This is a genomic window from Mesorhizobium sp. M0954 (assembly GCF_040319155.1).
Taxonomy (GTDB): domain Bacteria; phylum Pseudomonadota; class Alphaproteobacteria; order Rhizobiales; family Rhizobiaceae; genus Mesorhizobium.
Window position 1 is genome coordinate 22,446 of sequence record NZ_JAMYNR010000013.1, and the last position, 24,029, is coordinate 46,474.

Here is a 24,029-nt window from a genome sequence, read left to right on the forward strand (position 1 = left end):
TGGTCGCCGCGCTACAACGCAACCTTGCGAGCCGGCTTACGGGAACGAGGCGGAATGTCGTCCTTGTCCCCGGGAAAAGCCGCCAGCAGCCGCCCGAAGCTCGGCACCCGAGACAGCCGCTGATAATCTTCGAACGACAGGATGACGGCCTGCTTCCGACCGTGGCGTGTGATAATGGCAGGCTCTCCTGCAACTGCCTGATCGACGACTGCCGAAAGCGTCGCCTTGGCGTCTTTCAACTGAATTTCGCGCATGTTGCCACCCTCGCATATGACTACCATGGTCATATAACATTGCAGACGGCTTGGAACAAGGGTTGCGGTCCAATCGGTATCAACTGACATTGGCCCGCAACGCGGCCAGCACCTGTGCAAACTCTGCCAGCCTGTCGTCGGACAGTCCTTTCCGCAGCCGCTTGTCGAAGGCTAACGCGGCGGTGCGCAATTTCAGGAACAGCGCTTCTCCGGCTTGGGTCAGCTCCACCTGGTGAACCCGGCGGTTCTCGGGATCGCGGCGGCGCATCAGCAGGCCTTGCGTCTCCATAGCGTTGAGGTGGTGGGTCAGCGTTGCGCCCCGGATGCCGATCATGCCGGCGAGCTCGCGTTGATTGGCCAGCTCCCGCGACTTGACCGACAGCAACGTGACCCAGACCGGCAGCGTGCCGCCTGCCTCGACCAAGGCAGCGTCGAAAGCCTGCGCAACCAGCTTGGCGGTGCGCGCGAGATTCATCCCGATCGGCGGGCGGTCAAAGGGCGTCATGATCCGACACTAGAACAAGGGCAAAGCCTATGGAACCGGCTCGAGCTTATGCGTTGACATCTAATCATTTGATATCTATCAATATGCCTGACGGTGGGCAAGAGAGGAAATGCGGTCATGCAATATGTCTACATCATCGTCCTCGGCCTTCACGTCATGGCGGGTGTGTTCTGGGCCGGCACCACTATCGCGGTTGCGCGCGAACCGGAGATCAGGGCGGAACGTTTCTTCCGGCCGCAAATGGGCGCAGCCGGCGTGGTTTTCCTCACCGGCTTGCTGCTGTGGTATTTCTTCCACAACGGCTCTTTCGGCTCGATGGAGAAGGTCTTGGCGCTCGGCATCTTGACGGCGTTAATCGCCGCCGGGGTTCAGGGCGCGCTGGTGGGTTCCGCCAGCAGGCAGTTGGCCGGCGCTGATGCGGCGAAGCAAACCCAGTTGCGCGCCAAGATGACAAAGGGCGAACGCATCGCCGGCGGCCTGCTGGTCATCACCGTGTTCTGCATGGCCACCGCCAGGATGTTTTGAACGTCCTGCCGCAATCGCAAGATCGTACGGTGCCCGGCGATGGCCGGCGGCGTGCGCGGCGCGCAGACCGGACCGACGTACCGTGGTGGCTCTCCGTACGGAGGTTCGGCTGCGCGCCACCAATCAATCCAAAATATTCCTCAGATTCGCAAGCCGAACCTGATGCCGTCATAGATCGCAGCGTGGATATTGCGTGAAGCTACCGCGTCGCCGATGCGAAAGACGACGAAACCGCCTTGCGGATTGCGCGCAGGAAAGATGTCGCCGCCATTGATCAGTTTTTCGTAATCGATCGCGCCGGCGTTCTTCGACAGCGGCTTCAGCGCCAGGTAGAGATCGTCGAGCGGCAGCGTGCCGTGCTCGACCACCACCTGGTCGACCCGCCGCTCGCCGCGCCAGCCATCGGCGAAGTCGGAGGCGAGCTCGGCGATCAGCTGGTTGCCTTCACGCCGCACAGAACGTAGCCGTGTGTTGATGGTCACCGTGACACCCTTTTCCTGGAAGGCGCGCATGTAGGGCACATGATTCATGCCGCCCATTTCCGGGGCGAAGAAGCGCTCTGGTGAAACCAGCTCCAGCCTGGCGCCGCTATTGGCGATCAGTTCGGCGGCACCCATGCCCTGATGGCCGCCATTGTCGTCATAGAGCAGCACGTTCTCGGCCGGCTTGACGCTGCCGGCCATGATGTCCCAGCTCGAGGTGACGAGATCGTCGCCCGCCGTCAGAGGCGGGTTCTGCGGCAGGCCGCCGGTGGCGACCACCACCACGTCCGGCGACAGCGCCAGCACGTCGTCCGTCTCCGCCCATTTGTCGTAGCGGATCTCGACGCCCAGCCGGTCGAGTTCGGCCAGGCGCCAGTCGATGATGCCGATCAATTCCTTGCGGCGCGGGTTTTGCGTTGCCAGCCGCACCTGGCCGCCGGCCTGGCTCGATGCTTCCAGCACCGTCACCTGGTGCCCGCGCTCGGCGGCGACGCGCGCCGCCTCCAGCCCGCCGGCGCCGGCACCGACGACGACCACCTTCCGCTTCGGTCCCTCGGTTTTCGGAATAATATGGGGGATATCAGCCTCGCGGCCCGTCGCCGCATTGTGGATGCACAGCGCCTCGCCGCCCTCATAGATGCGGTCGAGGCAATAGGTGGCGCCGACGCAAGGGCGGATCTCGTGCTCGCGGCCCTCCATCACTTTTTTGACGATATGCGGGTCGGCAATGTGGGCGCGCGTCATGCCGACCATGTCCAGCTTGCCGGTGGCGATGGCGTGACGCGCGGTGGCGACGTCGGAAATCCGCGCCGCATGGAAGGTCGGGAATTTCGTCGCTGCCCTGATCTCGCCGGCAAAGTCGAGATGCGGCGACGACCGCATGCCGGTCACCGGGATGACCTTGGTCAGCGCCGCATCGGTCTCGATCGAGCCACGGATGATGTTGAGGAAATCGACCTTGCCGGAGCCGGCCAGCCGCCTGGCGATTTCGACGCCCTCCTGTTTCGACAGGCCTTTCTCGAAATCCTCGTCGGCGACCATGCGGATGCCGACGACGAACTTTTCGCCGACCGCGGCACGCACCGCGTCGAGCACCATTCCGGTGAAGCGCAGCCGGTTGTCGAGCGAGCCGCCGAAATCGTCGTCGCGCTGGTTGGTGGCCGGCGACCAGAAACCGTCCATCAGATGGCCGTAGGCTTCGAACTCGATGCCGTCGAGGCCGGCAGCCTGGCAGCGCTGCGCGGCCGCCGCATAGTCGGCTACGATGCGCTCGATATCCCAGTCCTCGATAGTCTTGGGAAAGGCGCGATGGGCCGGTTCGCGCACCGGCGAAGCCGACAGCACGGGCAGCCAGTCGGCCTTGTTCCAACCGGTGCGGCGGCCGAGATGGGTGATCTGTATCATCACCTTGCAATCGTGCTCGTGGCAGGCATCGGTAAGCTCGGCGAGCCACGGCACGATGCGGTCGTCATAGACATGCAGATTGCCAAAAGCGGCCGGGCTGTCGCGCGAGACGATCGCCGAACCGGCGGTCATGGTCAGCGCCATGCCGCCCTTGGCCTTTTCGGCATGGTAGAGCCGGTAGCGTTCCTTCGGCATGCCGTCCTCGGAATAGGCCGGCTCATGGCTGGTCGACATCACCCGGTTCTTCAGCATCAGATGCTTGAGCTGATAGGGCTGGAGAAGCGGGTCGTTGCTGGTCATCGTCTTCCTGCTGTTTCAAATTGTGCTAATGAGCGGCAAATTTTGTTTTTACGCATGTCGCTGTCCCAAAATCGCTGCGCAGTTTTGGGCGACATGCAGCAAGGAACCTGCTCATGACCGATACGAAAAACCTCACCCAGCTCGGCACCAACGTCGAGGCGCCACAGAGCCCTGAAGCGGCAGTCCTGGAAACCGTGCCGTTTTCGCGCGGCGACGGCCCGCCGGCCATCGTTCGCTTCACCTGCCCGGAATTCACTTCGCTCTGCCCGGTCACCGGCCAGCCGGACTTCGCCCATATCGTCATCGACTACGCACCCGATGCGCTGCTGGTGGAATCGAAGTCGCTCAAGCTGTTCATGACCTCGTTTCGCAACCATGGCGCCTTCCACGAAGAATGCACCGTCATGATCGGCCGCCGCATCATCGCCGCGACCAAGCCATTGTGGTTGCGCATCGGCGGCTACTGGTATCCGCGCGGCGGCATTCCGATCGACGTGTTCTGGCAAACCGGCGCGCCGCCGGAAGGTGTGTGGCTGCCCGACACCGGCGTCGCCCCCTATCGCGGGCGCGGCTGATCGGACGGAGCGGCTCACCTGATCCCGGTCCGGCACAGGTTGGTCTCCAGGAAAGGCATCACCGCGTCGCGGTACCGCTGTTGGTCATAGCGATAGAGATCAACATGCCGCGCGCCGTCGAACCAGACCAGCTTTGCGTCAGCGCCTGCCGCATCTTTCAACGCCAGTGTCTGGCTGCGAGCGACAAACGGATCCGAATTGCCTGCTAGCAGCAAAATCGGCCGATCAATCGCGCCGATGCGATCGACCGGCCTGACATCATCTACCCCGAAGCCAAGGCGGAGCTGCATCTGCGCCAAGAGGATGGTCGCCTGTACGTCGCGCAACATAGGCAAGGGCGCTCGCAACGCCGTGGTTTCCAGCAAAGTCGCGTAGAGCTGCTCCAGGACATAGGCGTCGGCATGCTCCTGCTGAGCGCCAAATACAAAAGCAGCCGCACCGAGCGACGAGCCGATGGCCGCCACCTTGCGACCGGCGAAGCGTTGCCGGGCAAAGGCGAGGATGCGGCTGGCGTCCTGCCGTTCGATGTAACCAAAGCCTCTGATATCGCCGCCGCTTTCGCCATGTCCCGACAGATCGAACAGCACGATCGAGTAGCCGCTTTCGAAAAGCAGCTTCGCTCGTGGAACCATGGCCAGCTTGTTTGAACCACGTCCGTGTAACAGCACGATTGTTCCGCAACTGTCCTGCCGATCCGCCACCCAACCGGCAAGGTCGGGCGCGCCCTCCCGCTTCAGAACGATGCGCTCCACCGGTAACCCCACAGGCAGCGTGAAGCTTTGCTGAGGGACGCGGGCCACCGCGTGGCTACCTGCCTCCCAGGTGACAGCGCAGGCCAGGACGCAAACCGCCGCGAATAAAGCAACCACGACAGGACCTCTTCTCATCGATCGGTCACGTGCACTTCGCATCAGTTGAGCGGCAGCCGCCGGTAGCGGCTGGGGCTGTTCGGGTCGCTGAAATGGTGCATCGGCCCGTGTTCGGCAAAGTGCGCTGACCAGCGTTTCATTGCCGCCGGATCGAGTTCGACGCCCAGCCCGTCACCCTCCGGCACGCGCACCGTATTGCCCGTCTGGCGGAAAGGACCGTCCTTGATGACATCGCCGATCTGCCAGCGAAACAACGACTGCGACGCCTCGGTGATCCACGGTGTCGCCGCCACGACGTGCAGATAAGCCGATGTCATGATGCCGAGATCGTTCGAATAGCACCAGAACCCCTTGCCCATCGCCTCACAGGCGGCGATGAATTTCAGAGTTTTCGACAATCCGCCGAGTGCTGCGAAATTGCAGACGAAGTAATCCGGCGCACCGAGCGCGACTGCCCGTCTGAGATCCGGGATGTGCGTCGAGAACGGAATGCGCGAATGCTGGCGCAGCGCAGCCATCTCCTCGAAGGTCGCGACCGGATCCTCGTAGTTGCGGATGTTGAACGGCTCGATCTCGCGCAGCACCCAGCGCGCTGTGGTCAGCGACCACTGCATGTTGGAATCGAGTTTGATCTGCGCTTTATCGCCAAGCGCCTCGCGCAGCATGCGCACTGTCCTGATCTCGTGCTCGGGATCGCCCATGATCAGCTTGCCCTCGAAAATCGTCGAGCCGTGCTGTTCTCGCATGCCGAGACAGTAGTCGACGATCGCTTCGGCGGTCATCTCGCCGCCGGCTCCGCCGTGAGCGGGGCGAAAGGCGAAATATTCCGAAAACGGAATGTCCTTGCGCACCGCGCCGCCGAGCAGCTTGTAGAGCGGCATGCCGAAGACCTTGCCTCTTATATCCCACAGCGCCAGTTCGACGGCGCCGAACGCCACCGTGGCTGCATTCTCGCCGGTGTTGGCGGTAATCTGCCAGGGCGGCACGCAGCGCGCCTCGCAGTCGGCGATGTCGAGGGGATCGGCGCCAATCAGCGCCGGCGCGATCTCGGCCTTGATCACCTCGCCGAAATGCCACCATGGCGCCTCGCCCAGTCCGACCACGCCTTCGTCCGTCTCGACCTCGATGATCGATTTCGAGGCGCCGCCGTAGAGACCAGCCGTCCACCAGAACGGAGCATCGAGCGGGACGTTGACGTGGGTGACGCGGATGTTGGTGATCTTCATCGGTTCCGTTCTCACTCACACTGGTATTGGCTTAGCGCCCATTCGCCGGTCACCGAGAGCAGGTCCGATATCTTCCAGTCGCCATCGATCTTTTTGAACTTCCATTCCAGCCGGTGCGGATTGCCGGCGACGACAAAAGCGACGACGACCTTGGCCTCGTCGCCCTTGATCGCTTCGATGGTCTTCAGGCTCTTGTCGATCTCCGCCTTGTCGTATTCGGAATTGTCGAGCGCCATGTTGGGATCGAGGCACTCGCCCTGCCCCGACTTCCGCAGCGCGTCGCTCTTGTCCAGCACCGACTTTGCCGGGTCGGTGAAATGGCCCCGCTGAGCCGGATCGACCTCGAGCCCGGCATGCTCGTAGAACGGCTTCACCACCGCGGTCGGCGAGCCCGGCTGCACGGCTGCGGCCGGCGCGTTTTCTGCCGGCGGCGAAACTGCCGGCGGAGGTGCCGCACTGTCGGCCGGCGCGTTTGCGGGCGGCGCGCCGAACAGGTCCTGAGCGGCGGCGCTGCTCAATCCGGCCAGCAGGCACGCAGTCGCCAAAATCCAGGGACGGCAGCGAAGCACGGCATCACTCCGGCGACTGCCCGGCCAGGCATTCGAGCGCACTCAGGGTCCAGCCGCTGGTCTTCGAGGTAATGTCGGCGACCTTCCACTGGCCGTCGATCTTCTTCAACGACCAGACCATTTCGCGTTTGGAACCATCGCCTTCCGGAAAAAGGTTGAACGTCGCCGTCACCTCGGCGCTGTCGCCATCCAGCGTTTCGGCCAGCGTCAGCGTCTTGGCCACGGTCTTCTCGTCATAGTCCTGCGCATCGAGACCAGGGGCGAAGTCGATGCAGGGAACTTCATCCGGATGGTTCTTTGCCGCATTGTCGTTCAGTTCGAACAGTTTCGTCACCGGTTCGGTGAAGCGGTCGCGATATTGCGCATCGGCCTCGAACTTGACCGACGGGACATAAAAGAACTTCACGGCGTTGGCAGCAGGGCCGGCAAACGCGGCCGCCGGCACGGCCATCGAAAGCGCGGCAACAAAAAGTGGCAGTTTCATGGGTGTCCCCGATTGTTCACTGACGGAAGCTATCAGTACCACGCATCTTGCCCGTCGGCTTTCTTGCGGTCCATGAAATCCTGCAACGTCTCGTCTGCTGGCAACTCAGGCGTTCAGCCAGACATCCTGGAGATCCATCTCGAAGGTTTGGTGGACACCGTAGTTCTTCACCTTCTCATTCATGTGGCTGAACAGCTTCTGCCAAAACGGCTGAATGATGACGCCCGAATCCTGCAGGATCTGCTCGATGTCCTTCATGACCTCGCGGCGCTTTTCCACGTCGATGAGCGAAAGAGCCTGCTTGAGCTTGGCGTCGAAATCAGGGTTCGAGTAGCCGGTTTCGTTCCAGGCCTCGCCGGTGCGATAGCCGAGCGCCAACACCTGTACGCCAAGCGGGCGCATGTACCAGATGGTCATCGAATAGGGGTATTTCGTCCAGTCGTTCCAGAAGGTCGACCCCGGCAGCACGGTGCGCTTCACCTTGATCCCGGCATCGCGCAACTGGCCGGCAATAGCGTCGCCGGTGTTCTTTTGCCAATCGTCCTCGACGGTGATCAGTTCATGCTCGAAGTCGTCCTGCCCGGCATCGGCCATAAGCTTCCTGGCGCCCGCGGCGTCGCGTGTCTTCTTGGGCAGCGCGTAGTATTCCGGATGAATCGGGCTGACGTGGTGGTTTTCACCAACAGTGCCTCGCCCGGCGTAGCCAAGTTCGAGCACCGCTTTGTTGTCGACGGCCATCTGGAGGGCGTTGCGAACCCGCTTGTCGTCATAGGGCTTGTTCGTGATGTTGGTCCGGGCGACGAGCGTGGTCGCTGTCGCGACCTCCGATTTGACCAGCCCCATCTTGTCGAGGATGTCTATGAAGTCGGCCGGCGTCTCGAAGTTGAGGTCGATTTCGCCGGAGTCGAATGCATTTATCGAGGCGTTGAAATCGGTTCCGTAGTCGATGAATTCGACGCCGTCGAGAAGCGCTTCACCGCCCCACCATTTGCCATTCTCACGACGCTTGACGACCGCTTTCTGGCCGACCGCATAAGACACCAGTTCGAACGGCCCGGTGCCAATCGGCTTCTCAATCGGATTGGCGCCGTCGGCGTCGAAGTTGCGATGGACCACCAGCGCCGGATAGTCGGTGAAGTTCGGGATCAGCGAGATGTCCGGTTCGTTCAGCTTCAGCTTCACCGTGTTGTCGTCGACCTTGGTGATCGCCCCTTCCCTGGCCTTGCCGGTCTTTGCATCGATCAGCGCACCGACGCGCGCGGCCATCGAATTGCCGGCGGCAGCCTTCTCGCACCAGCGCGTCAGATTGTAGGCCACGTCATCGGCGTTGAAAGCATCGCCGTTGTTCCAGGCGATGCCCTTGCGCACATGCAGCACGTATTCGGTGGCGTCGTCGTTGACCTCCCAGCCTTCGAGCAGAACCGGCTCGAATGTGAACTGGCGGGTGTAGCGGACAAGCGGCTCGAGCCAGCAGCGTGAAATGTTCGCAAGTTCCACCCAGTCGTAGGTGCGCGTGTCCTTTTGCGCCTTCACCGACATCGAAACGTGCAGCGTTCCGCCTTTCTTCGGCTCTTCAGCCAAAGCCCGCTCCGGCACGGCAAGTCCAATCATGCCGTAGGCAAGGGCCGTCGATGCGCCGAAGGCGCTTGCCAGGGCCAGAAACTCCCGCCGGTCGACGCGACCGGCGCGCGCCTCGCTGGCCATTGCTTCGATGGCGCTCGGTACGCGATCGGCGTTGCTTCTGAAGAGTGTCATTTTTTCCTCCCTTATGGTTCGCATCGGGTCTTCGCCCGTGATCAACTAACGCTGTCCGGCAGTTTCTCCTCGCGCCGCGCAATCAAATCTTTGAGACCCTCGGCGATGCCCTCATCGAGCTTCGGCTCCTCATAATCGGCGAGCATGTTGCGCGCTTTCTCGCGGCCGCGGGTGTCGTGGTCCTTTGCTCCTTCCGCCTTCCACTGTTCGAACGAATTGAAGTCCATGATGCTCGGTATGAAGAAGGCGGACTCGAAATGTTCAAGCGTGTGCTGGGTGCCGAGGAAATGGCCCTGCGGTCCGACCTCGCGGATAGCCGCCATCGCCTCCTTGAAATCGTCGAATGGCAGCCCGCCAGCATATTTGTACCAGCCGACAAGCTGCTCGCAGTCGGTGGCAAATTTCGAATAGCCGCAGGTCAGGCCGGCCTCGAGCCAACCGGCGGAGTGCCAGATGTAGTTGGCGCCGGCAAGGATGGCGGCATGCATCAGCATGTTCGCCTCGTAGCCCGCCTGGGCGTCGTTCAGCTTCGAGCCGACGTGGAAACCTGACGTGCGCCACGGCAGACGATACTTCCGCGCCAGCGCGCCCATGAGATACATCATCTGGGCCGCCTCCGGCGTGCCGCCCATGGGAGCGCCGGTCTTCATGTCGACCGTCACCATGAACTGTCCGTAGATCTGCGGCGAACCCGGACGCAGGAGCTGTGTGAACGCGACGCCCGCCAGCGCTTCGGCATTGACCTGCGCGACCGCACCGACGGCAGAGGCCGAAGTCGAGGCGCCGCAAAGGGCGAAGGGGGCGAGGATCAGCGGCTGGTTGTGGCGCGCATAGACTTTCATCGCGTCCAGCATGGTGGCGTCCCACACCAGCGGCGAATTGCAGTTGGTGATCGACACCAGGACCGGGTTGTCGCGGACATAGTCCTCGCCGAACACGATGCCTGCCATCGCCATCGTGTCTTCGGCTCGATCCCTGGAGGTCACGATGCCCATGAACGGCTTGTCGGAGTGCTTCAGCGCCGAATGGATGATGTGGAGATGACGTTTCGGCACCGCGATTTCCATCGGCTCGCAGATGATCGAGCTCGACGAGTGCAGCGCCGGCGCCATGTAGGCGAGCCTGTGGAAATTGTTGAGGTCGGCGAGTGTGCCGTAGCGCCGGTTGTTGTCGAGGTCGCGCACGTAAGGCGCTCCGTACATCGGCACGAAGATGGAGTTGTTTCCACCCACACGTACGGAACGCTGGGGATTCCTCGCATTGAGCGTGAACTCCGACGGGACCTTCGAGATGAGCTCCATCAGCAGGGCGCGGTCGATCCGGACCCTTGTCTCCGAGACATCGGCGCCCGCCGCCTTCCACATTGCGATCGCCTCGTCGTCGCGGAACTCGCACCCGACTTCTTCGAGGATGGAGAGTGACTCCTGGTGGATCAGCTCAACCGCCTCGTCCGGGACCATCTGATAGACGGGAATCTGACGGACCAGGGTTGGAAACGACGCTATGGGTGCGCCCCGCAGCGCCTTGCGCCCCAGGCGGCCGCCGCTGCGGCGGTTGGTGTGTTCGCTCACTTCAACGGCCGGTGCGTTCATGAAGGCTCCATATTCCTGTTGGTGACCAATCTAGCCAGACAAAATGCGGCTGTGACGCTGGAAAATCCTGATCTCTTGTATAAGCTCAGCTTATGCGAAGCTTGCGCCACCTGCTGCCGTCGGCCGGCAGCCTGATCGTTTTCGAGGCTGCCGGGAGGCTGTCGAGCTTTACCGCCGCCGGGCGCGAGCTCGGCATGACGCAGGCTGCCGTCTCCTATGCGATCCGTGGGCTCGAAGAGCAGCTCGGCGCCAAACTCTTCCAGCGCCGCCACCGGCAAGTCAGCCTGACCGAGGCTGGCGACCGCTTCCATGCCGACGTCTCGCTCGGGCTGTCGCACATTCGCAAGTCGGCGGAGGATCTGCGCCAGATCGCGGTCGGCGCGCATGTGACACTCGCCGCCTCGACCGCCTTTGCCTCGTTCTGGATGATGCCGCGCCTGCAGCAGTTTCGCGACGAATTGCCGGGCATCGACCTGCGCATCCAGACCGCCGACCGCGATCTCGACATCATCGCCGAAGACATCCCGCTCGGCGTCCGCGGCGGCGAGCCCAGGGAATGGCCGGATTATCATTCGCTGCCGCTGGCCGATGAGGTGATATTCCCCGTTGCCGGTGTTAGTTATGTGGCACGGTTCGGGCTGCCGGAGGGTGTCGCGGACCTTCAATCGCACCGCCTCATCCATCTCGAAGAGCCGTTTCGCGAGGCCGCGAGCTGGGACGAATGGTTCGCCTCGGCCGGTGTCGACATCGCCGATGCCGGGCGCGGCTTGCGCATCAACGACTATGCGCTGGTGATCCAGGCAGTCATGGAAGGGCAAGGCATCGCGCTCGGCTGGGGTCACCTCGCCGAGCGGCTGCTGGCATCAGGGCTGCTGGTGCGCGTCACCGGCCACGCGATGACGACCGGCAAGGGCTTTCATGTCATCTGGTCGAAGAACCGCGAACTCAGCGACAACGCCCGCAAGGTGCGGGACTGGCTGGCGGCGCAGGCGTGAGGCCGATAAACGCCCGGTCAAACGGTCACGACGATCTTGCCGAATTGCTCGTTCGATTCGAGATAGCGGTGCGCCTCGACGATCTGGTCGAACGGAAAGGTTCTGGCGATTGCCGGCTTCAGCGAACCCGAGCTCAGTCCGTCGAGGATGAACGCCTTGGCGGCCTGCAGCCGGACCGGATCGCGCACGATCTCATGGACGAGATAACCGCGCAGCGTCAGTGTCTTTGCCAGCACTGCAGGTAGCGGAAAGGGTGTCGGGTCGAGGCTCAAGCCGCCATATTCGATGAGAATGCCACCCGGTGCCATCGCTGCCGTCAGAGGCTTGAAAATCGGGCCGCCGACGGCATCGAACACCACGCGCACGCCGTCCGGGCCGGCGATTCGCTTCAACCTGGCTTCCAGGTCCTCCTCTGCCGAGGCGATGACGTGGGCCGCGCCGAACTCAAGCAAAGCCCGCTTCTTGGCGGACGTCCGTGTGACCGCGATCGGGGTCGCGCCAATCATGTTGGCGATCTGGATCGCGGCAAGTCCGACGCTGCTCGAGGCCGCAGTGATGACGACAACGTTCTGCCTGCCAAGTTTGGCAATGTCGATCAGCGCACCGTAGGCCGTGAGATATTGCATCCACGCTGCGGCGGCTTCTTCCCAGCTCAGCGATGGTGGATGCTTGACGACGAGCTCGGCGGGATATGTGGCAATCTCACCATAGGCAGGCCAGCGGGCCATCGATAATGGCGGCACGATGCTGACGGCATCGCCAGGCGCAAACCCGTCCACGCCTTCGCCGACCATCTCGACTATACCCGCCGCCTCGAGCCCAAGACCGGAAGGCAACGGCGCGGTCTGGATGTAGGTCCCCGAACGCAGCAGCGCCTCGGCGCGGTTTATACCCAACGCCTTGACGCGGATCTGAATCTCACCGCTCGCGGGCGCAGGCGTGTCAACATTCTCGATGCGCAGGACCTCGGGACCACCGAGCTCATGAAAGCGAACGACACGTGCCATCGGTCAAACTCCAAAATATTTGAACTGAATCAGCTATGCCAGCGCTCATCAGGCGGATAAATAGCCGCTTGAGTAGATCAGCAGAAACTGCAGGTTTTGAATATGGATCGCCTTACCAGCATGGCCGTGTTCGTCAAAGCCGTCGACCTGGGCTCGTTCGCAGCCGCGGCGGCGGCTCTCGATCTGTCCGGGCCGATGGTCGGCAAGCATGTCCGGTTTCTCGAGGAGCGCCTGAGCGTGCGCCTCATCAACCGGACCACGCGCCGCCAAAGCCTGACCGATTTCGGGCGCGCCTACTATGAACGCTGCCGGCTGGTGCTTGCCGAAGCGGAGGCCGCGGATGCACTGGCCGCCGACCAGCTTGCCGAACCGCGCGGAAAGCTGCGTGTCCTCATGCCGGTGCATTTCGGCCGGCGCTGCGTTGCCCCGATCCTGTTCGGGTTTGCGCAGCAATATCCGGCGCTGGAACTTGACCTGTCGTTCAGCGATGCCATCGCCGACCTCGCCGAGGACGGCTGCGATCTTGCCATCCGAACGGGCGATCTGGAGGACCAGGCCGGGGTGATGGCGCGTCGCATCGCGCGCCAGCACATGGTCGTCTGCGCGTCGCCGTCCTATCTCGACCGGCACGGCCAGCCGCAGGAAATAGATGACCTCGGCAGCCATCACGCGATCATCTACCGCCGTTCCGGGCGTGCCGTTCAGCCGTGGCTGTTTCCGCGCAACGGCCACCCCGCGATTGAGGTCAGGCCCATCAGCAGATTGCGGCTCGACGATCTCGATGCCATCGCCGATGCCGCGGCCGCCGGCATGGGGCTCGCCTGGCTGCCATACTGGCTGGTTCGCCAGCGCATCCAGGCGGGCGCGCTTGTCCTGCTATTGCCGGAACAATCCCGGTTTCTCTACGACGTACATGCCCTGTGGTTGCAGACGCCTCATCTGCCGATGAAAGTCCGCCTTGCCGTCGATGCACTGGCGGCAGCGCTGCCCAAGCTCATGAGTTGAAGTGCACGAGCGGCCAGTCGCGATCAGCTGCGTGGATTTCCTCAATTCCGCCCTCCCGCATCGACCACGAATCCGCCTATAGTGCCCCATGCCGATCCGCCAGCTTTCCGAAACGATGATCAACCAGATCGCCGCCGGCGAAGTCATCGAGCGTCCGGCAAGCGTGGTCAAGGAACTGGTCGAGAACGCGCTGGATGCAGGCGCTACCAGAGTCGAGATCGTCACCGCCGGCGGCGGGCTGAACCTGATCCGCGTCAGTGACGACGGCTCGGGCATTCCGGAAAAGGAACTGGCGCTGGCGATTGCGCGCCATTGCACCTCCAAGCTCGCCGACAACATTCACGACATCCGCTCGCTCGGCTTTCGCGGCGAGGCCTTGCCCTCGATCGGCTCGGTGGCACGGCTGTCGATCCGCTCGCGCACCGCGTCCAGTGAAAACGCCGCCGAGATCGGCATCGAGGGCGGCCGCGTCTCCGCGGTCAGGCCGGCGGCGGCCAATCGCGGAACCACGGTCGAGGTGCGCGACCTGTTCTTCGCCACGCCCGCAAGGCTCAAATTCATGAAGGGCGAGCGCGCCGAAAGCTCGGCCATCGGCGACGTGGTCAAGCGCATCGCCATCGCCTTTCCCGCCGTGCGCTTCACCCTGGCCGGCCCGGACCGCTCGACGCTGGAACTGCCGGCGACCGACGACAGCCCGGAAGGCCGGCTGCGCCGGGTGGCGCAGGTGATGGGCGCCGACTTTCCGGACAATGCGATCGCCATCGACGCGACGCGGGACGGCGTGCATCTCGCCGGCCATGTCTCGGTCCCCTCCTTCACCCGCGCCAACGCGCTGCAGCAATACGCTTATGTCAACGGCCGCCCGGTGCGTGACAAACTGATCGCCGGCGCCATTCGCGGCGCCTTCGCCGACGTGCTGCCGCGCGACCGCCATGCCGTCACCGTGCTGTTCCTGGCGCTCGATCCGGCGATCGTCGACGTCAACGTCCATCCGGCCAAGGCAGACGTGCGCTTCCGCGACCCGGGGCTGGTGCGCGGGCTGATCGTCGGCGCCATTCGCGAAGCGCTGGCCAATGCCGGCATCCGCCCCGCCACCACAGGGGCCGCCGGCATGATGGCGGCGTTCCGGCCAGGCGCCGCATCCTATGCGCATGGTGGCCCGGCCAACGGTCACCGCAGCTACGAGGCCGCCTATCGGGCATCGGGCTTTGCCGGGTTCGATCCTGCCCGTTCGCCGCAGCGGCCGCTCAATATGGGCGACGGGTTCGGCGAGGACGAGCAGGCGGCCTTCGACGCCGGGCCGCTGCACAGCGCCGATGCGCGCGCCGGGCAAAACGAAGCGGCGGAAACGCTGCTCGGCACGGCGCTGGGCGCGGCGCGCGCGCAAGTGCACGAGAATTATATCGTCGCCCAGACCAGGGATTCGCTGGTCATCGTCGACCAGCACGCGGCACATGAGCGGCTGGTCTACGAGGCCTTGAAGAACGCCCTCCACTCACGCTCGGTGCCGTCGCAGATGCTGCTGTTGCCCGAGATTGTCGATCTGTCGGAAGAGGATGCCGAGCGGCTTGCCAGGCATTCCGAGACGCTGGCCCGCTTCGGCCTCGGCATCGAGCGCTTCGGCCCCGGTGCCGTCGCGGTGCGCGAGACGCCGTCGATGCTCGGCGAGACCAACGTCCAGCAGCTGGTGCGCGATCTCGCCGACGAGATCGCCGACAACGACACGGTCGACACGCTGAAGGAGCGGCTGGACAGAATAGCCGCGACCATGGCCTGCCACGGCTCGGTACGTTCCGGCCGCCTGCTCAAACCGGAAGAGATGAACGCGCTGCTTCGGCAGATGGAGGCGACGCCGGGCTCCGGCACCTGCAACCATGGCCGCCCGACCTACATCGAGCTCAAGCTGGCGGATATTGAGCGGTTGTTCGGGCGGCGATAAGAAACTCGCAGGGCGCAGCCCCCACCCGCACCTTCGGTCCGACCTCCCCACAAGGGGGAGGTAGGGAGCCTACCCGCCGACGCCTCGCTAGGAGCTTACCCTCCCCCTTGTGGGGAGGGTCGCTGCGAAGCAGCGGGGTGGGGGTACGAAAGAGCCGCTGTACAGCGGCTCTTTTCGAGTCAGGCACAGCCCCAAACCCTTTGCTCATCTCTTCAAATTCACCACGATGACGCCGCCGAGCGCCAGCGCCCCGCCGATGATGCCGAGCAGCGTCGGTACTTCGCCCAGCCAGAAGAAGCCGATCAGCGTCGCCACCGGCGATACCAGATAGAGGAAGTTCGAGGCACGCGCCGCGGGCAGGCGGGAAAGCGCTGTTGCCCAGGCAGCGTAGGCGATCAGGCTGGGTACGATGCCGAGAAAGATGACGGCGCCGAGCCCGGCGGTGTCGGCGACCGCCGCCTGCGCCAGACCGCTCGGCAGGAACGGCGACAGGCAGAGCGCGCCAAGCACCATGTTCGAAGCCGAGATCGTCAGCGGGTGATGGCGGGCAAACAGCGGCTTCTGGACGATGGTGTTGACGGCCGAGCACAGCGCCGAGCCGAGGACAAGCAGCGCACCATTGTTGAAATGCAAGCCTTGCCCCTCGCCCATGGCGATGATCCCGATACCGGCGAAGGACAGGAACGTGCCGGCCCAGGCCAGGCCCGAGAACCGTTCGCCGAGCAGCGCCATGGCCATGATGGCGGTGAAGATCGGGCTGACATTGATGATGAAGCCGGCCGCACCGGCCGAAACGGTCAGCTCGCCGAAATTGAGCATCACCGTGTAGAGTGCGACGAAGACGGCACCACCGAAGACAAAGCGCCAGAGTTCATCGAGCCTGGGCAGTGCCGGCCGCTTGACCGCGAGGAAGATCGCCGCCGGAACCGCGGCGATGGCAAAGCGCAGCGCGCCAAGTTCCAGCGGCCCGAAAGCGGCAAGGCCGGCGCGGATCGCCGGAAAGGCGGAGGCCCAGCCGACCACCGTCAGCGCCACCGCGATGGCAGCCGTGGCATCCATGCGCTGTGTCGTATTCAACGTGCCGGTGTAAGCGCTCATTTGGTCGTCCTCGCGATCCAATGCCATGAAGTAGAGAAACGCTATTGCGGGTCGGTTGACAAACGAACAAATCGAGGATCACCTGTGACTATGGATCACAGCTTAGACCCGATGCTGCCGCTCGAAACGCTGCGCGCCTTCGACGCCGCGGCTCGGACCGGCAGCTTTTCGGCGGCGGCCGAGAAGCTCAACATCACCCACGGCGCCGTCAGCCGGCAGATCGCCAAGCTCGAGGGCTGGCTTGGGCTGAAAGTCTTCGATCGCGGCGCGCGCGGCGTCTCTCTGACGGTCGAAGGCAATCGCCTGCATCTGCGCACCACCGAAGCCTTCGCCCTGATCGCCAGCAATTCGGACCGTTGGGTCGAGCCGCGCGGCACGGCGGTGGTGCGGCTGACCTCGATCCCTTCGGTCAGCGGGCTGTGGCTGATGCCGCGCATGGCGGCGCTGGAGAACCACCCGTCCAAGCTGCGCATCGTGCTCGACGTCGACATCCGCCAGGGCGATCTTGCCGACGAGGGCATCGACCTGTCGATCCGCTGCGGGCGCGGTCGCATTCCGGGCCGGATCTCGGTGCAGCTTTTCGAAGAATATGTGTTCCCGGTCGCCTCGCCGGAATTGGCCAAGGAGATCGGCCGCGGAGATCCTGCCCGGCTGCTCGAATTTCCGGTGATCAATGATTCCGACGCTTCGGCCTGGCGCGCCTGGTTTGCGGCGCAGGAGATGGACTATCGGCCGCGGCCGCACGACCGCCGTTTCGAGGACTACAACCTGGTGCTCGACGCCGCCGCGCACGGGCTCGGCATTGCGCTGGCACGTCCGCCGTTGACGGTGGACCAATTGAAATCGGGCCGCATCGTCGCCGTAGACGAACGCAGTGCGCTGAGCCCGATATCTTACTGGCTTGACCGGCCGCTGGGGCGCCCGCGCGCCGCCGCCGCCGAACTCGCCCGGCGCATCGCCGTCCAGGCCGGGCTGCCAGCGGAGAAGATCGAACAGTTTATCATCGCCGAAGAATGAGAAGCGCGTCGCGTTCGACCGGCCTCATGCGACGCGCTTCAGGTTCTTGTGTTTATGCATGTCGCGCAAAACCGCTGCACACTTTTGCGCGACATGCATTGGCATCCGCTTTGCCGGCTTGTTCGAGCAAGTGCCACCAGAAACAGAACCAGGCAAGGCCAACCGAGCTTGACCTCGCCGCAATTTGTGGCGATGACATCGTCATGAATTTCGGCACCACCCCATGATGAACCGTTTCGAAGGACCCGGCGGCAAGGAAGCCCGCATCCGCTATCTCGACGGCGACTTCCAGGTGACCAGCCCCGGCGCCTTCGTGCGCTGCGCGGTGACCGGCGAGAGCATCCCGCTCGACGAGCTCAAATATTGGAGTGTCGCCAGGCAGGAACCCTATGTGAACGCCGCTGCCTCGCTGCGCCGCGAGATCGAAGCGCATCCGGAACTGCGCCGCCGACGCTAGTCCAGCGCAAATGGAAGCAGCCCCGTTGCGATCCTGCGCCCTCTGCCGCGGCGTCAGGCCGGCAACACCGAAACCTTAGAGGCCATGAAATAAAAAACCCGCCTCAAGTTCGAGGGCGGGCCACCGGCGAATCATCACCATACCCAAATTACTAGCATAGCTGCCGGCACAAAGCAAGAACAAAATACGTTCGACCGGCGGAAAGCCGCAAATTCCAGTCCCGCATTGCCTCGGTGCTCACGCTTCTGGTCAGCCTTTAAGCCGGCGCTGCCGCCAGGCATCCAGCGTCTCGTCGATGATGCGTTGCGGCACATGGTCGAGCTCGAAGACGGTGTCGATCTCCAGCACATCGAGCCCGTCGAGGAATTCCGGCGGTGCCGCGCCGTGACGCAGGCGGGCAGCGTCCTTGGCGGTGGTAATGAGACCAAGCCTGGCTTTACGTGCTGTCGCCGCCAATTCGGCAAGCTCGTCCGCACTGTAGAAATGATGGTCAGGAAACGGTCGGGTCAGCGCAAGCTCGCCGCCGGCCTCGGCTACGGTGTCGAAAAACCTGTCGGGATGGCCAATGCCGGCGAACGCCAGGAACCGCCTGCCGGCCAGCGTCACCTTGCTGCTCGGGGCAGTGTGCGCCTCGAAGATCGGCCTGCCGGCGCGCGCTGCCTGGCGCACGACCGTATCGGCCGCGGTGCCCTCGCCCATCTTCAGCAAGGCGCTGGTGAAGACCAATTGGTCGACGATCTTTGCCCGCAGCGGCCCGCCGGGGATGACGCGGCCATTGCCGATGCCATGTCGCGCGTCGACGACGACGAGCGCATAGTCGATGTGGATGCGCGCGCTCTGAAAACCGTCATCCATGATCAGGAAATCGCAGCCGAGCTTCTCCAGCAGAAGCCTGGCGCCGGCGGCCCGGTTCGGCGTCACCGCGACCGGCGCGTGTTCGGCCAGAAGCAGCGGCTCGTCGCCGACATGCTTGGCGGCGTCGTGGTGCGGATCGACGATATGCGGCTGCGCGAAGGAGCCGCCATGGCCGCGCGACAGGAAACCCGGATTGAGCTGCATGCGCCTGGCCTGCTCGGCCAGCGCGATCGCCACCGGCGTCTTGCCGGTGCCGCCGACGGTGAAGTTGCCGACGCAGAGCACCGGCGCCTCGACCTTTTCGCGCGGCGCGTGCCGCATGCGGCGACCGGCGACAAGCGCATAGACGGCGGAGAGCGGCGACAGCGCCGTGACCCGCCAGTCCGGCTCTTCCCACCAGAAGGGTGGCGCTTCCGAGGTCACGTCAGCGCCCGTTCGCGCCCTTCAGGCGCGACTTGACGACCAGCGGCTGGATATAGGGCTCAAGCGACCTGAGCGTATGCGCCAGCGCACCGCGCATCTCGTCGACCGTCGCCGCACCCGCCGCCATCATCTCATGGCGGGCCGCCTCGTTGGTCAAAAGGAAATTAACGGCGCCGGCCAGCATATCGCGGTCGCGCACCAGCTTGGCGCCGCCGCTATCGAGCAGGCGCTGATAGGCCTCGCGAAAATTCTGGACGTTGCGGCCGGCAAGCACTGCCGTCTCCAGCATGGCTGGTTCCAGCGGGTTCTGGCCGCCCTCGGAAGTCAGCGAACGGCCGACAAAGGCAATTTCCGTCAGCCTCAGATAAAGCCCCATCTCGCCGATCGTGTCGCCGAGCAGAATATCGGTGTCGGCGGTGATCCTGTCGCCCTTGCTGCGCTGCGCCAGCTTCAGGCCCATGCCGGAAATCTGGGCGGCCAGCTGCCCGGCGCGATCGGGATGGCGCGGCACGATGATCGTTAAAAGCCCGTGGTGGCGCTTGTGCAGCATGGCGTGAACTTCGGCGGCGACCGCCTCTTCGCCGTCATGGGTCGAGATCGCCGCCCAGGTCGGGCGGCCGCCGATCTGGCGTTTCAGCGCCGCCAGTGCCCGCTCGTCGGCCGGCGGCGGCGCGGTGTCGACCTTGAGATTGCCGGATACAGTGACCGGCCGGGCGCCGAGCGAAAGGAAGCGCTCCCCATCGAGGTCCGACTGGGCGACGACATGGGCGAGATTTTCGAACAATGCTTCGGCAATGTTGGCGCGCTTCTTCCAGGACTTGAAGGAGCGGTCGGACAGCCTGCCGTTGACCAGAACCTGCGGCACGCGGCGGGCGCCGAGTTCCAGGATGGTCATCGGCCAGATCTCCGATTCGGCGATGATCGCCAGGTCCGGCTGCCAATGGTCGAGGAAGCGGCTGACCGCCGGCTTGAGGTCGAGCGGCACATATTGGTGGATGATGCGGTCGCCCAGCCGTTCTTCGGCGACCTGCGCCGAGGTGACCGTGCCCGTCGTCAGCACGATGTTGACGCCGTAATCGAGAATGCTCTCGACCAGCGGCACGACGGCGATGGTCTCGCCGACGCTGGCTGCATGGATCCAGATCACCGGGCCTTCGGGGCGCTCGCGTCCGGCGACGCCGTAGCGTTCGCGCCGGCGAATGCGATCCTCCTTGCCTCTGGAAGTACGCCAGGCGACATAAGGCCCGGCCAACGGGTAGGCGGCCGCCCCCGCGAAACGATATGCGGTCAGGAAGGCGCGCGCCCAGCGCACACTCATTTCGAACCGTCCACAAGGCGATAGGCCTCGGCGGTCGCGGCATTAAGCGAGGCCGTGACCTCCTGGCGCTTGCGTTCCATTTCGGCGGCGTCGGCGTTGGCCGGCACGAAGACAGGCGTGCCGACGACGATCGAGGAGCGGCCTAAGGGCAGGTTGATCGTCGTCTTGTCCCAGCTGCCCTCGATCACCTTGCGGCGGCTGGTGGCTATCGCGGCAGGCAGGATCGGCCGGCCGGACAGCCGCGCCAGAAGGACGACGCCGAGCCCCGCATCGCGCGGCGTGCCGTGGGGAATATCAGCAATCATGGCGACATTCTTGCCGGTGGCGAGCGACTTTTTGAGGGCGATGAGCGCCTTGGCCCCGCCCTTGTCGAGATGCCTTGCGCTTTCGCGCCCGCCAGAGCCGCGCACCGCCTCGATGCCGAATTTCTCGACCATCAGCGCGTTGAGCTCGGCATCGGCGCTGCGCGATACCATGGCAACCAGCGGCCGTCCCTTGGGATAGTAGGCCGGGGTCAGCAGGTGCTGGCCGTGCCAGAGCGCGATGATGCCAGGCTCGAGCTGCGCATAGGCGCCGCCGGAAAACTTGGCCGATCCGTCAACCATGCGGTTGGTCAAGCGGACAAGGCGGACGAAATACGCAAACAGCGCGGCAAGCGCATTCTTGACGAATCGCGACTGCGCCAGCGGTTCGCGGATCTTGCGCCAGAACGTCTTCGGCTTGCGACGTCTGACCGCCGACCGCGGGGCTGATCGCTTGACCGCTTCACGGTTCATCGATGTCAACCGACAGCCTTGTTTTCGGGGTCGAGGAGGCGGTGCAGGTGAACGACGAAATAGCGCATATGGGCGTTGTCGACGCTAGCTTGCGCCTTGGCCTTCCAGACGGCGTGCGCCGATTGGTAGTCCGGATAGATGCCGACAATATCGAGCGCGTCGAGATCGCGGAATTCGGTGCCGCCCAGCTTCTTGAGTTCGCCGCCGAACACCAGGTGCAAAAGCTGCTTCTTTCCGTCTTCAGCGGCCATGTCGATCCTTCACATATCGTGAGTTTGGGACAGGTCTAGACCAAAGCCGCCGACTTTGGAACTATTGATAGTGGTCAATTGTCAGCCCGGCGATGACGCCGGCGAGCACGGCGAGGAGTTCGCCGCTGCCGGCGGCAAGCGGTCCGTGACGGATCACTTCGCCGGCATAGAGCGGCGCGCGGCCATGCCGATCGAGCAAGGCGCCGCCTGCCTCGCGCAGGATGAGATCGGCCGCGGCGATGTCCCAGTCATGTGCGTTGGCCTTGACGAAGGTGGCATCGAGCTGGCCGCCGGCGATCATCGCCAGCCGGTAGGCGAGCGAAGGAATATAGGGCACGCGCTTCAGCCGTTTGTGCCATTTCGCCGGCATCAGGTCGATCATCGCCTTCGGTCCGGCGATTTCGGCCGTTTCCGCCGGCGGACGCACGCTGATGCGCCTGCCGTTCAGGAATGCGCCCTCGCCCGGCAGCGCCCAATAGATTTCGCCCTTCGCCGGGCAGTCGAGTACGCCGGCAAGCGTTCGGCCGTTCTCGACCACAGCGACGCTGACGCACCATGTGGGCAGGCCCTCGAGGAAGCCGCGCGTGCCGTCGATCGGATCGACGACGAAGGTGCGGCGCGCGACAAGCCTTACCGGGTCGTCGACGGTTTCCTCCGACAGCCAGCCATAATCCGGCCGGGCCGCCAGCAAGGTCTCGCGCAGATATTTGTCGGCGGCGTGATCGGCTTCGCTGACCGGCGAGGTGCCGCCCTTCATCCACACTTTTGGATTGTTGTTGAAGTATTGCATGGCGATGAGCCCCGCCTCGCAGGCGGCATCGCGCAACAGCTGCAGGTCTTCAGTAGCGCCGGCTGAGACGGCCGGGTCAAGCTCCGGCAAGGGTCATTCCTTCGATCAAAAGCGTGGGCGCGGCGGTGCCGAAATTGCGGTCGAGATCGCTCGCCGGAACCATGTTGAGGAACATCGTCTTCAGATTGGAGGCGATGGTCACCTCGGCGACGGGATAGGCCAGCTCGCCATTTTCGATCCAGAAGCCGGAAGCGCCGCGGCTATATTCGCCAGTCACCATGTCGACGCCCTGGCCGAACACTTCGGTGACGTAGAAGCCGGTCTTGAGCGACTTGATCAGCTCTTCCGGCGTATTTTCCCCGGGCTCGATGGCGAGATTGGTCGACGACGGCGAGACCGACGAGCCGCTGCGCGAGCCGCGCCCATTGGTGACGAGGCCGAGTTCCCGAGCCGCCGAAGTCGACAGGAACCAGTGGTTGAGCACGCCCTTGTCGACCATGAACAGTTTTTCGCCCTCGACGCCTTCGCCGTCGAACGGGCGCGAGGCCTGTCCACGGCGCCGGAGCGGCTCGTCGGTGACGGTGATTGCGGCCGAAGCCACCTTCTTGCCCATCATCTCGCGGAGAAAGCTGGTCTTGCGCGCCACCGCGGCGCCATTGATGGCACCGGCAAGGTGGCCGGCAATGCCGCGCGCCACACGCGGATCGAACACCACGTCGACAGGCCCGGTCGCCGCCTTGCGCGCGCCAATGCGGCGTACAGCGCGCTCACCGGCCTTGCGGCCGATGTCTTCCGGCGCGTCGAGATCGGAAAAATGCTGGCGCGAGGAGAATTCGTAGTCGCGCTCCATGCCGGTGCCCTCGCCGGCGATCACGCTGGTCGAGCGCGAAAAACGCGAGGCGACGTAATGGCCGACGAAGCCGTGCGAGGTGGCGAGCACCAGGCCGCCAAGCCCGGCACTGGCGCCACTGCCGGCCGAATTGGTGACGCCCTTGACGGCAAGCGCCGCCGCTTCGGCGGCAAGCGCTGCTTCCTTCAACTGGTCCGCCGACACCTCGGTGGCGTCGAACAGATCGAGGTCGCGCGGTTTCTTGACCAGCAAGGCCGAGTCGGCGAGGCCCTGATAGGGATCCTCGGGGGACACCTTGGCCATGGCGACCGCGCGCTCGGCCAGCATATTGGGGTCGGATGCCGCTGTTGCCGAAACGCTGGCTACCCGCTTGCCGACGAAGACGCGCAGCGAGACGTCCTCGCTCTCGGACGCCTCTGTGCCTTCGACCTTGCCAAGCCGCACCGACACGCCGGTCGAGCGGCCGCGTACCGCAACGGCATCGGCGGCATCGGCGCCGGCCCGTTTGGCAGCCTCGACCAGGGCCGCGACGCGATCGGTCAGTTTCGCTGCGTCGAGCGTATCGGTCATGCGCATGATCCTGTTATTTCCGGCCGGCTGAAGGGCAGCCGCTGCTGCACCATCTATTGTCCCGATGCCGCTTCTGCAATGGGAGAAGCGGACAATCAGGAGGCATCTAGCCCCAGGTCAGCGCGACCGATCCAGAGA

The 24,029-nt window shown here is 64.2% G+C and carries 24 protein-coding genes; 7 read left to right on the forward strand and 17 right to left on the reverse strand.

The annotated features are described in order from the left end of the window. Nucleotides 1-11: 11 nt before the first annotated feature. Together NKH93_RS18825 and NKH93_RS18830 are read right to left on the reverse strand one after the other, a co-directional pair. Entirely contained in the window at nt 12-254 is a 243-nt protein-coding gene (locus NKH93_RS18825; protein ID WP_352473667.1) for a type II toxin-antitoxin system Phd/YefM family antitoxin, read from the reverse strand. A 79-nt stretch (nt 255-333) separates the two neighbouring features. Further along, nucleotides 334-759, reverse strand: coding sequence for a MarR family winged helix-turn-helix transcriptional regulator (locus NKH93_RS18830; protein ID WP_352542347.1), 426 nt, complete (start codon nt 757-759; stop codon nt 334-336). 117 nt (nt 760-876) lie between these two features. Between NKH93_RS18830 and NKH93_RS18835 the strand changes: the two genes are divergently transcribed. Continuing rightward, nucleotides 877-1,284, forward strand: a complete 408-nt coding sequence (locus tag NKH93_RS18835; RefSeq protein ID WP_023674396.1) for a hypothetical protein — start codon at nt 877-879, stop codon at nt 1,282-1,284. 140 nt (nt 1,285-1,424) lie between these two features. Here NKH93_RS18835 and NKH93_RS18840 read toward each other — a convergent pair whose 3' ends face one another. After that, nucleotides 1,425-3,470, reverse strand: a complete 2,046-nt coding sequence (locus NKH93_RS18840; RefSeq protein WP_352473628.1) for an oxidoreductase — start codon at nt 3,468-3,470, stop codon at nt 1,425-1,427. A gap of 113 nt (nt 3,471-3,583) precedes the next feature. On the opposite strand from NKH93_RS18840, the gene queF reads away from it, so the two are divergent. Further along, nucleotides 3,584-4,045, forward strand: a complete 462-nt coding sequence (queF, locus tag NKH93_RS18845; RefSeq protein WP_023674394.1) for a preQ(1) synthase — start codon at nt 3,584-3,586, stop codon at nt 4,043-4,045. 14 nt (nt 4,046-4,059) lie between these two features. Here the strand turns inward: queF and NKH93_RS18850 are convergent, their stop codons facing one another. The 6 genes from NKH93_RS18850 to NKH93_RS18875 all read right to left on the reverse strand — a co-directional run bounded on the left by NKH93_RS18850 (nt 4,060) and on the right by NKH93_RS18875 (nt 10,540). After that, a complete protein-coding gene (locus NKH93_RS18850; RefSeq protein ID WP_352971347.1) occupies nt 4,060-4,746 on the reverse strand; it encodes an alpha/beta hydrolase in 687 nt (228 codons plus the stop codon). A gap of 209 nt (nt 4,747-4,955) precedes the next feature. After that, complete coding sequence (locus tag NKH93_RS18855; RefSeq protein ID WP_352820514.1) at nt 4,956-6,140, reverse strand: mandelate racemase/muconate lactonizing enzyme family protein; 1,185 nt, start codon at nt 6,138-6,140, stop codon at nt 4,956-4,958. A gap of 11 nt (nt 6,141-6,151) precedes the next feature. After that, a complete protein-coding gene (locus NKH93_RS18860; RefSeq protein WP_352820513.1) occupies nt 6,152-6,709 on the reverse strand; it encodes a hypothetical protein in 558 nt (185 codons plus the stop codon). 4 nt (nt 6,710-6,713) lie between these two features. Continuing rightward, nucleotides 6,714-7,193: a DUF3828 domain-containing protein gene (locus NKH93_RS18865; protein WP_352820512.1), complete on the reverse strand. Its 480-nt coding sequence runs from the start codon at nt 7,191-7,193 to the stop codon at nt 6,714-6,716. A gap of 105 nt (nt 7,194-7,298) precedes the next feature. Continuing rightward, complete coding sequence (locus NKH93_RS18870) at nt 7,299-8,948, reverse strand: ABC transporter substrate-binding protein (RefSeq protein WP_352971349.1); 1,650 nt, start codon at nt 8,946-8,948, stop codon at nt 7,299-7,301. Nucleotides 8,949-8,989: 41 nt separating this feature from the next. Beyond that, complete coding sequence (locus NKH93_RS18875) at nt 8,990-10,540, reverse strand: trimethylamine methyltransferase family protein (protein ID WP_352971351.1); 1,551 nt, start codon at nt 10,538-10,540, stop codon at nt 8,990-8,992. Nucleotides 10,541-10,632: 92 nt separating this feature from the next. Between NKH93_RS18875 and NKH93_RS18880 the strand changes: the two genes are divergently transcribed. Further along, nucleotides 10,633-11,535 (forward strand): LysR substrate-binding domain-containing protein, encoded by a 903-nt coding sequence (locus NKH93_RS18880; protein ID WP_352820510.1) that lies wholly within the window; start codon nt 10,633-10,635, stop codon nt 11,533-11,535. 17 nt (nt 11,536-11,552) lie between these two features. Here the strand turns inward: NKH93_RS18880 and NKH93_RS18885 are convergent, their stop codons facing one another. Then, complete coding sequence (locus NKH93_RS18885) at nt 11,553-12,542, reverse strand: zinc-dependent alcohol dehydrogenase family protein (protein ID WP_352971353.1); 990 nt, start codon at nt 12,540-12,542, stop codon at nt 11,553-11,555. A 102-nt stretch (nt 12,543-12,644) separates the two neighbouring features. Between NKH93_RS18885 and NKH93_RS18890 the strand changes: the two genes are divergently transcribed. Continuing rightward, nucleotides 12,645-13,547 carry a LysR family transcriptional regulator gene (locus NKH93_RS18890; RefSeq protein WP_352971355.1) on the forward strand — a complete coding sequence of 301 codons (903 nt, stop codon included), beginning with the start codon at nt 12,645-12,647 and terminating at the stop codon, nt 13,545-13,547. 88 nt (nt 13,548-13,635) lie between these two features. Further along, nucleotides 13,636-15,486 carry a DNA mismatch repair endonuclease MutL gene (gene mutL, locus NKH93_RS18895; protein WP_352541553.1) on the forward strand — a complete coding sequence of 617 codons (1,851 nt, stop codon included), beginning with the start codon at nt 13,636-13,638 and terminating at the stop codon, nt 15,484-15,486. A gap of 204 nt (nt 15,487-15,690) precedes the next feature. Here mutL and NKH93_RS18900 read toward each other — a convergent pair whose 3' ends face one another. Continuing rightward, nucleotides 15,691-16,584, reverse strand: a complete 894-nt coding sequence (locus NKH93_RS18900) for a DMT family transporter (protein ID WP_352771558.1) — start codon at nt 16,582-16,584, stop codon at nt 15,691-15,693. Nucleotides 16,585-16,674: 90 nt separating this feature from the next. Here NKH93_RS18900 and NKH93_RS18905 point away from each other — a divergent pair, with 90 nt between their 5' ends. Beyond that, nucleotides 16,675-17,601, forward strand: a complete 927-nt coding sequence (locus NKH93_RS18905; protein ID WP_352771560.1) for a LysR family transcriptional regulator — start codon at nt 16,675-16,677, stop codon at nt 17,599-17,601. Between the two features lie 223 nt (nt 17,602-17,824). After that, complete coding sequence (locus tag NKH93_RS18910; protein ID WP_031211156.1) at nt 17,825-18,058, forward strand: DUF2093 domain-containing protein; 234 nt, start codon at nt 17,825-17,827, stop codon at nt 18,056-18,058. A 249-nt stretch (nt 18,059-18,307) separates the two neighbouring features. On the opposite strand, the gene lpxK is transcribed toward NKH93_RS18910, so the two are convergent. The 6 genes from lpxK to NKH93_RS18940 all read right to left on the reverse strand — a co-directional run bounded on the left by lpxK (nt 18,308) and on the right by NKH93_RS18940 (nt 23,891). After that, a complete protein-coding gene (gene lpxK, locus NKH93_RS18915) occupies nt 18,308-19,336 on the reverse strand; it encodes a tetraacyldisaccharide 4'-kinase (RefSeq protein WP_352971359.1) in 1,029 nt (342 codons plus the stop codon). Nucleotide 19,337: 1 nt separating this feature from the next. Further along, a complete protein-coding gene (gene waaA, locus NKH93_RS18920; protein ID WP_352474386.1) occupies nt 19,338-20,654 on the reverse strand; it encodes a lipid IV(A) 3-deoxy-D-manno-octulosonic acid transferase in 1,317 nt (438 codons plus the stop codon). Next, nucleotides 20,651-21,430 carry a lysophospholipid acyltransferase family protein gene (locus NKH93_RS18925; protein ID WP_352971362.1) on the reverse strand — a complete coding sequence of 260 codons (780 nt, stop codon included), beginning with the start codon at nt 21,428-21,430 and terminating at the stop codon, nt 20,651-20,653. The genes waaA and NKH93_RS18925 overlap by 4 nt, the downstream gene beginning before the upstream one ends. Before the next feature lie 5 nt (nt 21,431-21,435). Continuing rightward, the gene (locus tag NKH93_RS18930) at nt 21,436-21,681 is read right to left on the reverse strand and encodes a DUF4170 domain-containing protein (protein ID WP_023674378.1); all 246 of its coding nucleotides are present in this window, start codon (nt 21,679-21,681) and stop codon (nt 21,436-21,438) included. A gap of 61 nt (nt 21,682-21,742) precedes the next feature. Continuing rightward, nucleotides 21,743-22,561, reverse strand: a complete 819-nt coding sequence (locus NKH93_RS18935) for a 3'(2'),5'-bisphosphate nucleotidase CysQ (protein WP_352474389.1) — start codon at nt 22,559-22,561, stop codon at nt 21,743-21,745. Then, entirely contained in the window at nt 22,548-23,891 is a 1,344-nt protein-coding gene (locus NKH93_RS18940; protein WP_352971365.1) for a TldD/PmbA family protein, read from the reverse strand. Before NKH93_RS18940 ends, NKH93_RS18935 begins: the two co-directional genes overlap by 14 nt. Nucleotides 23,892-24,029 lie beyond the last annotated feature (138 nt).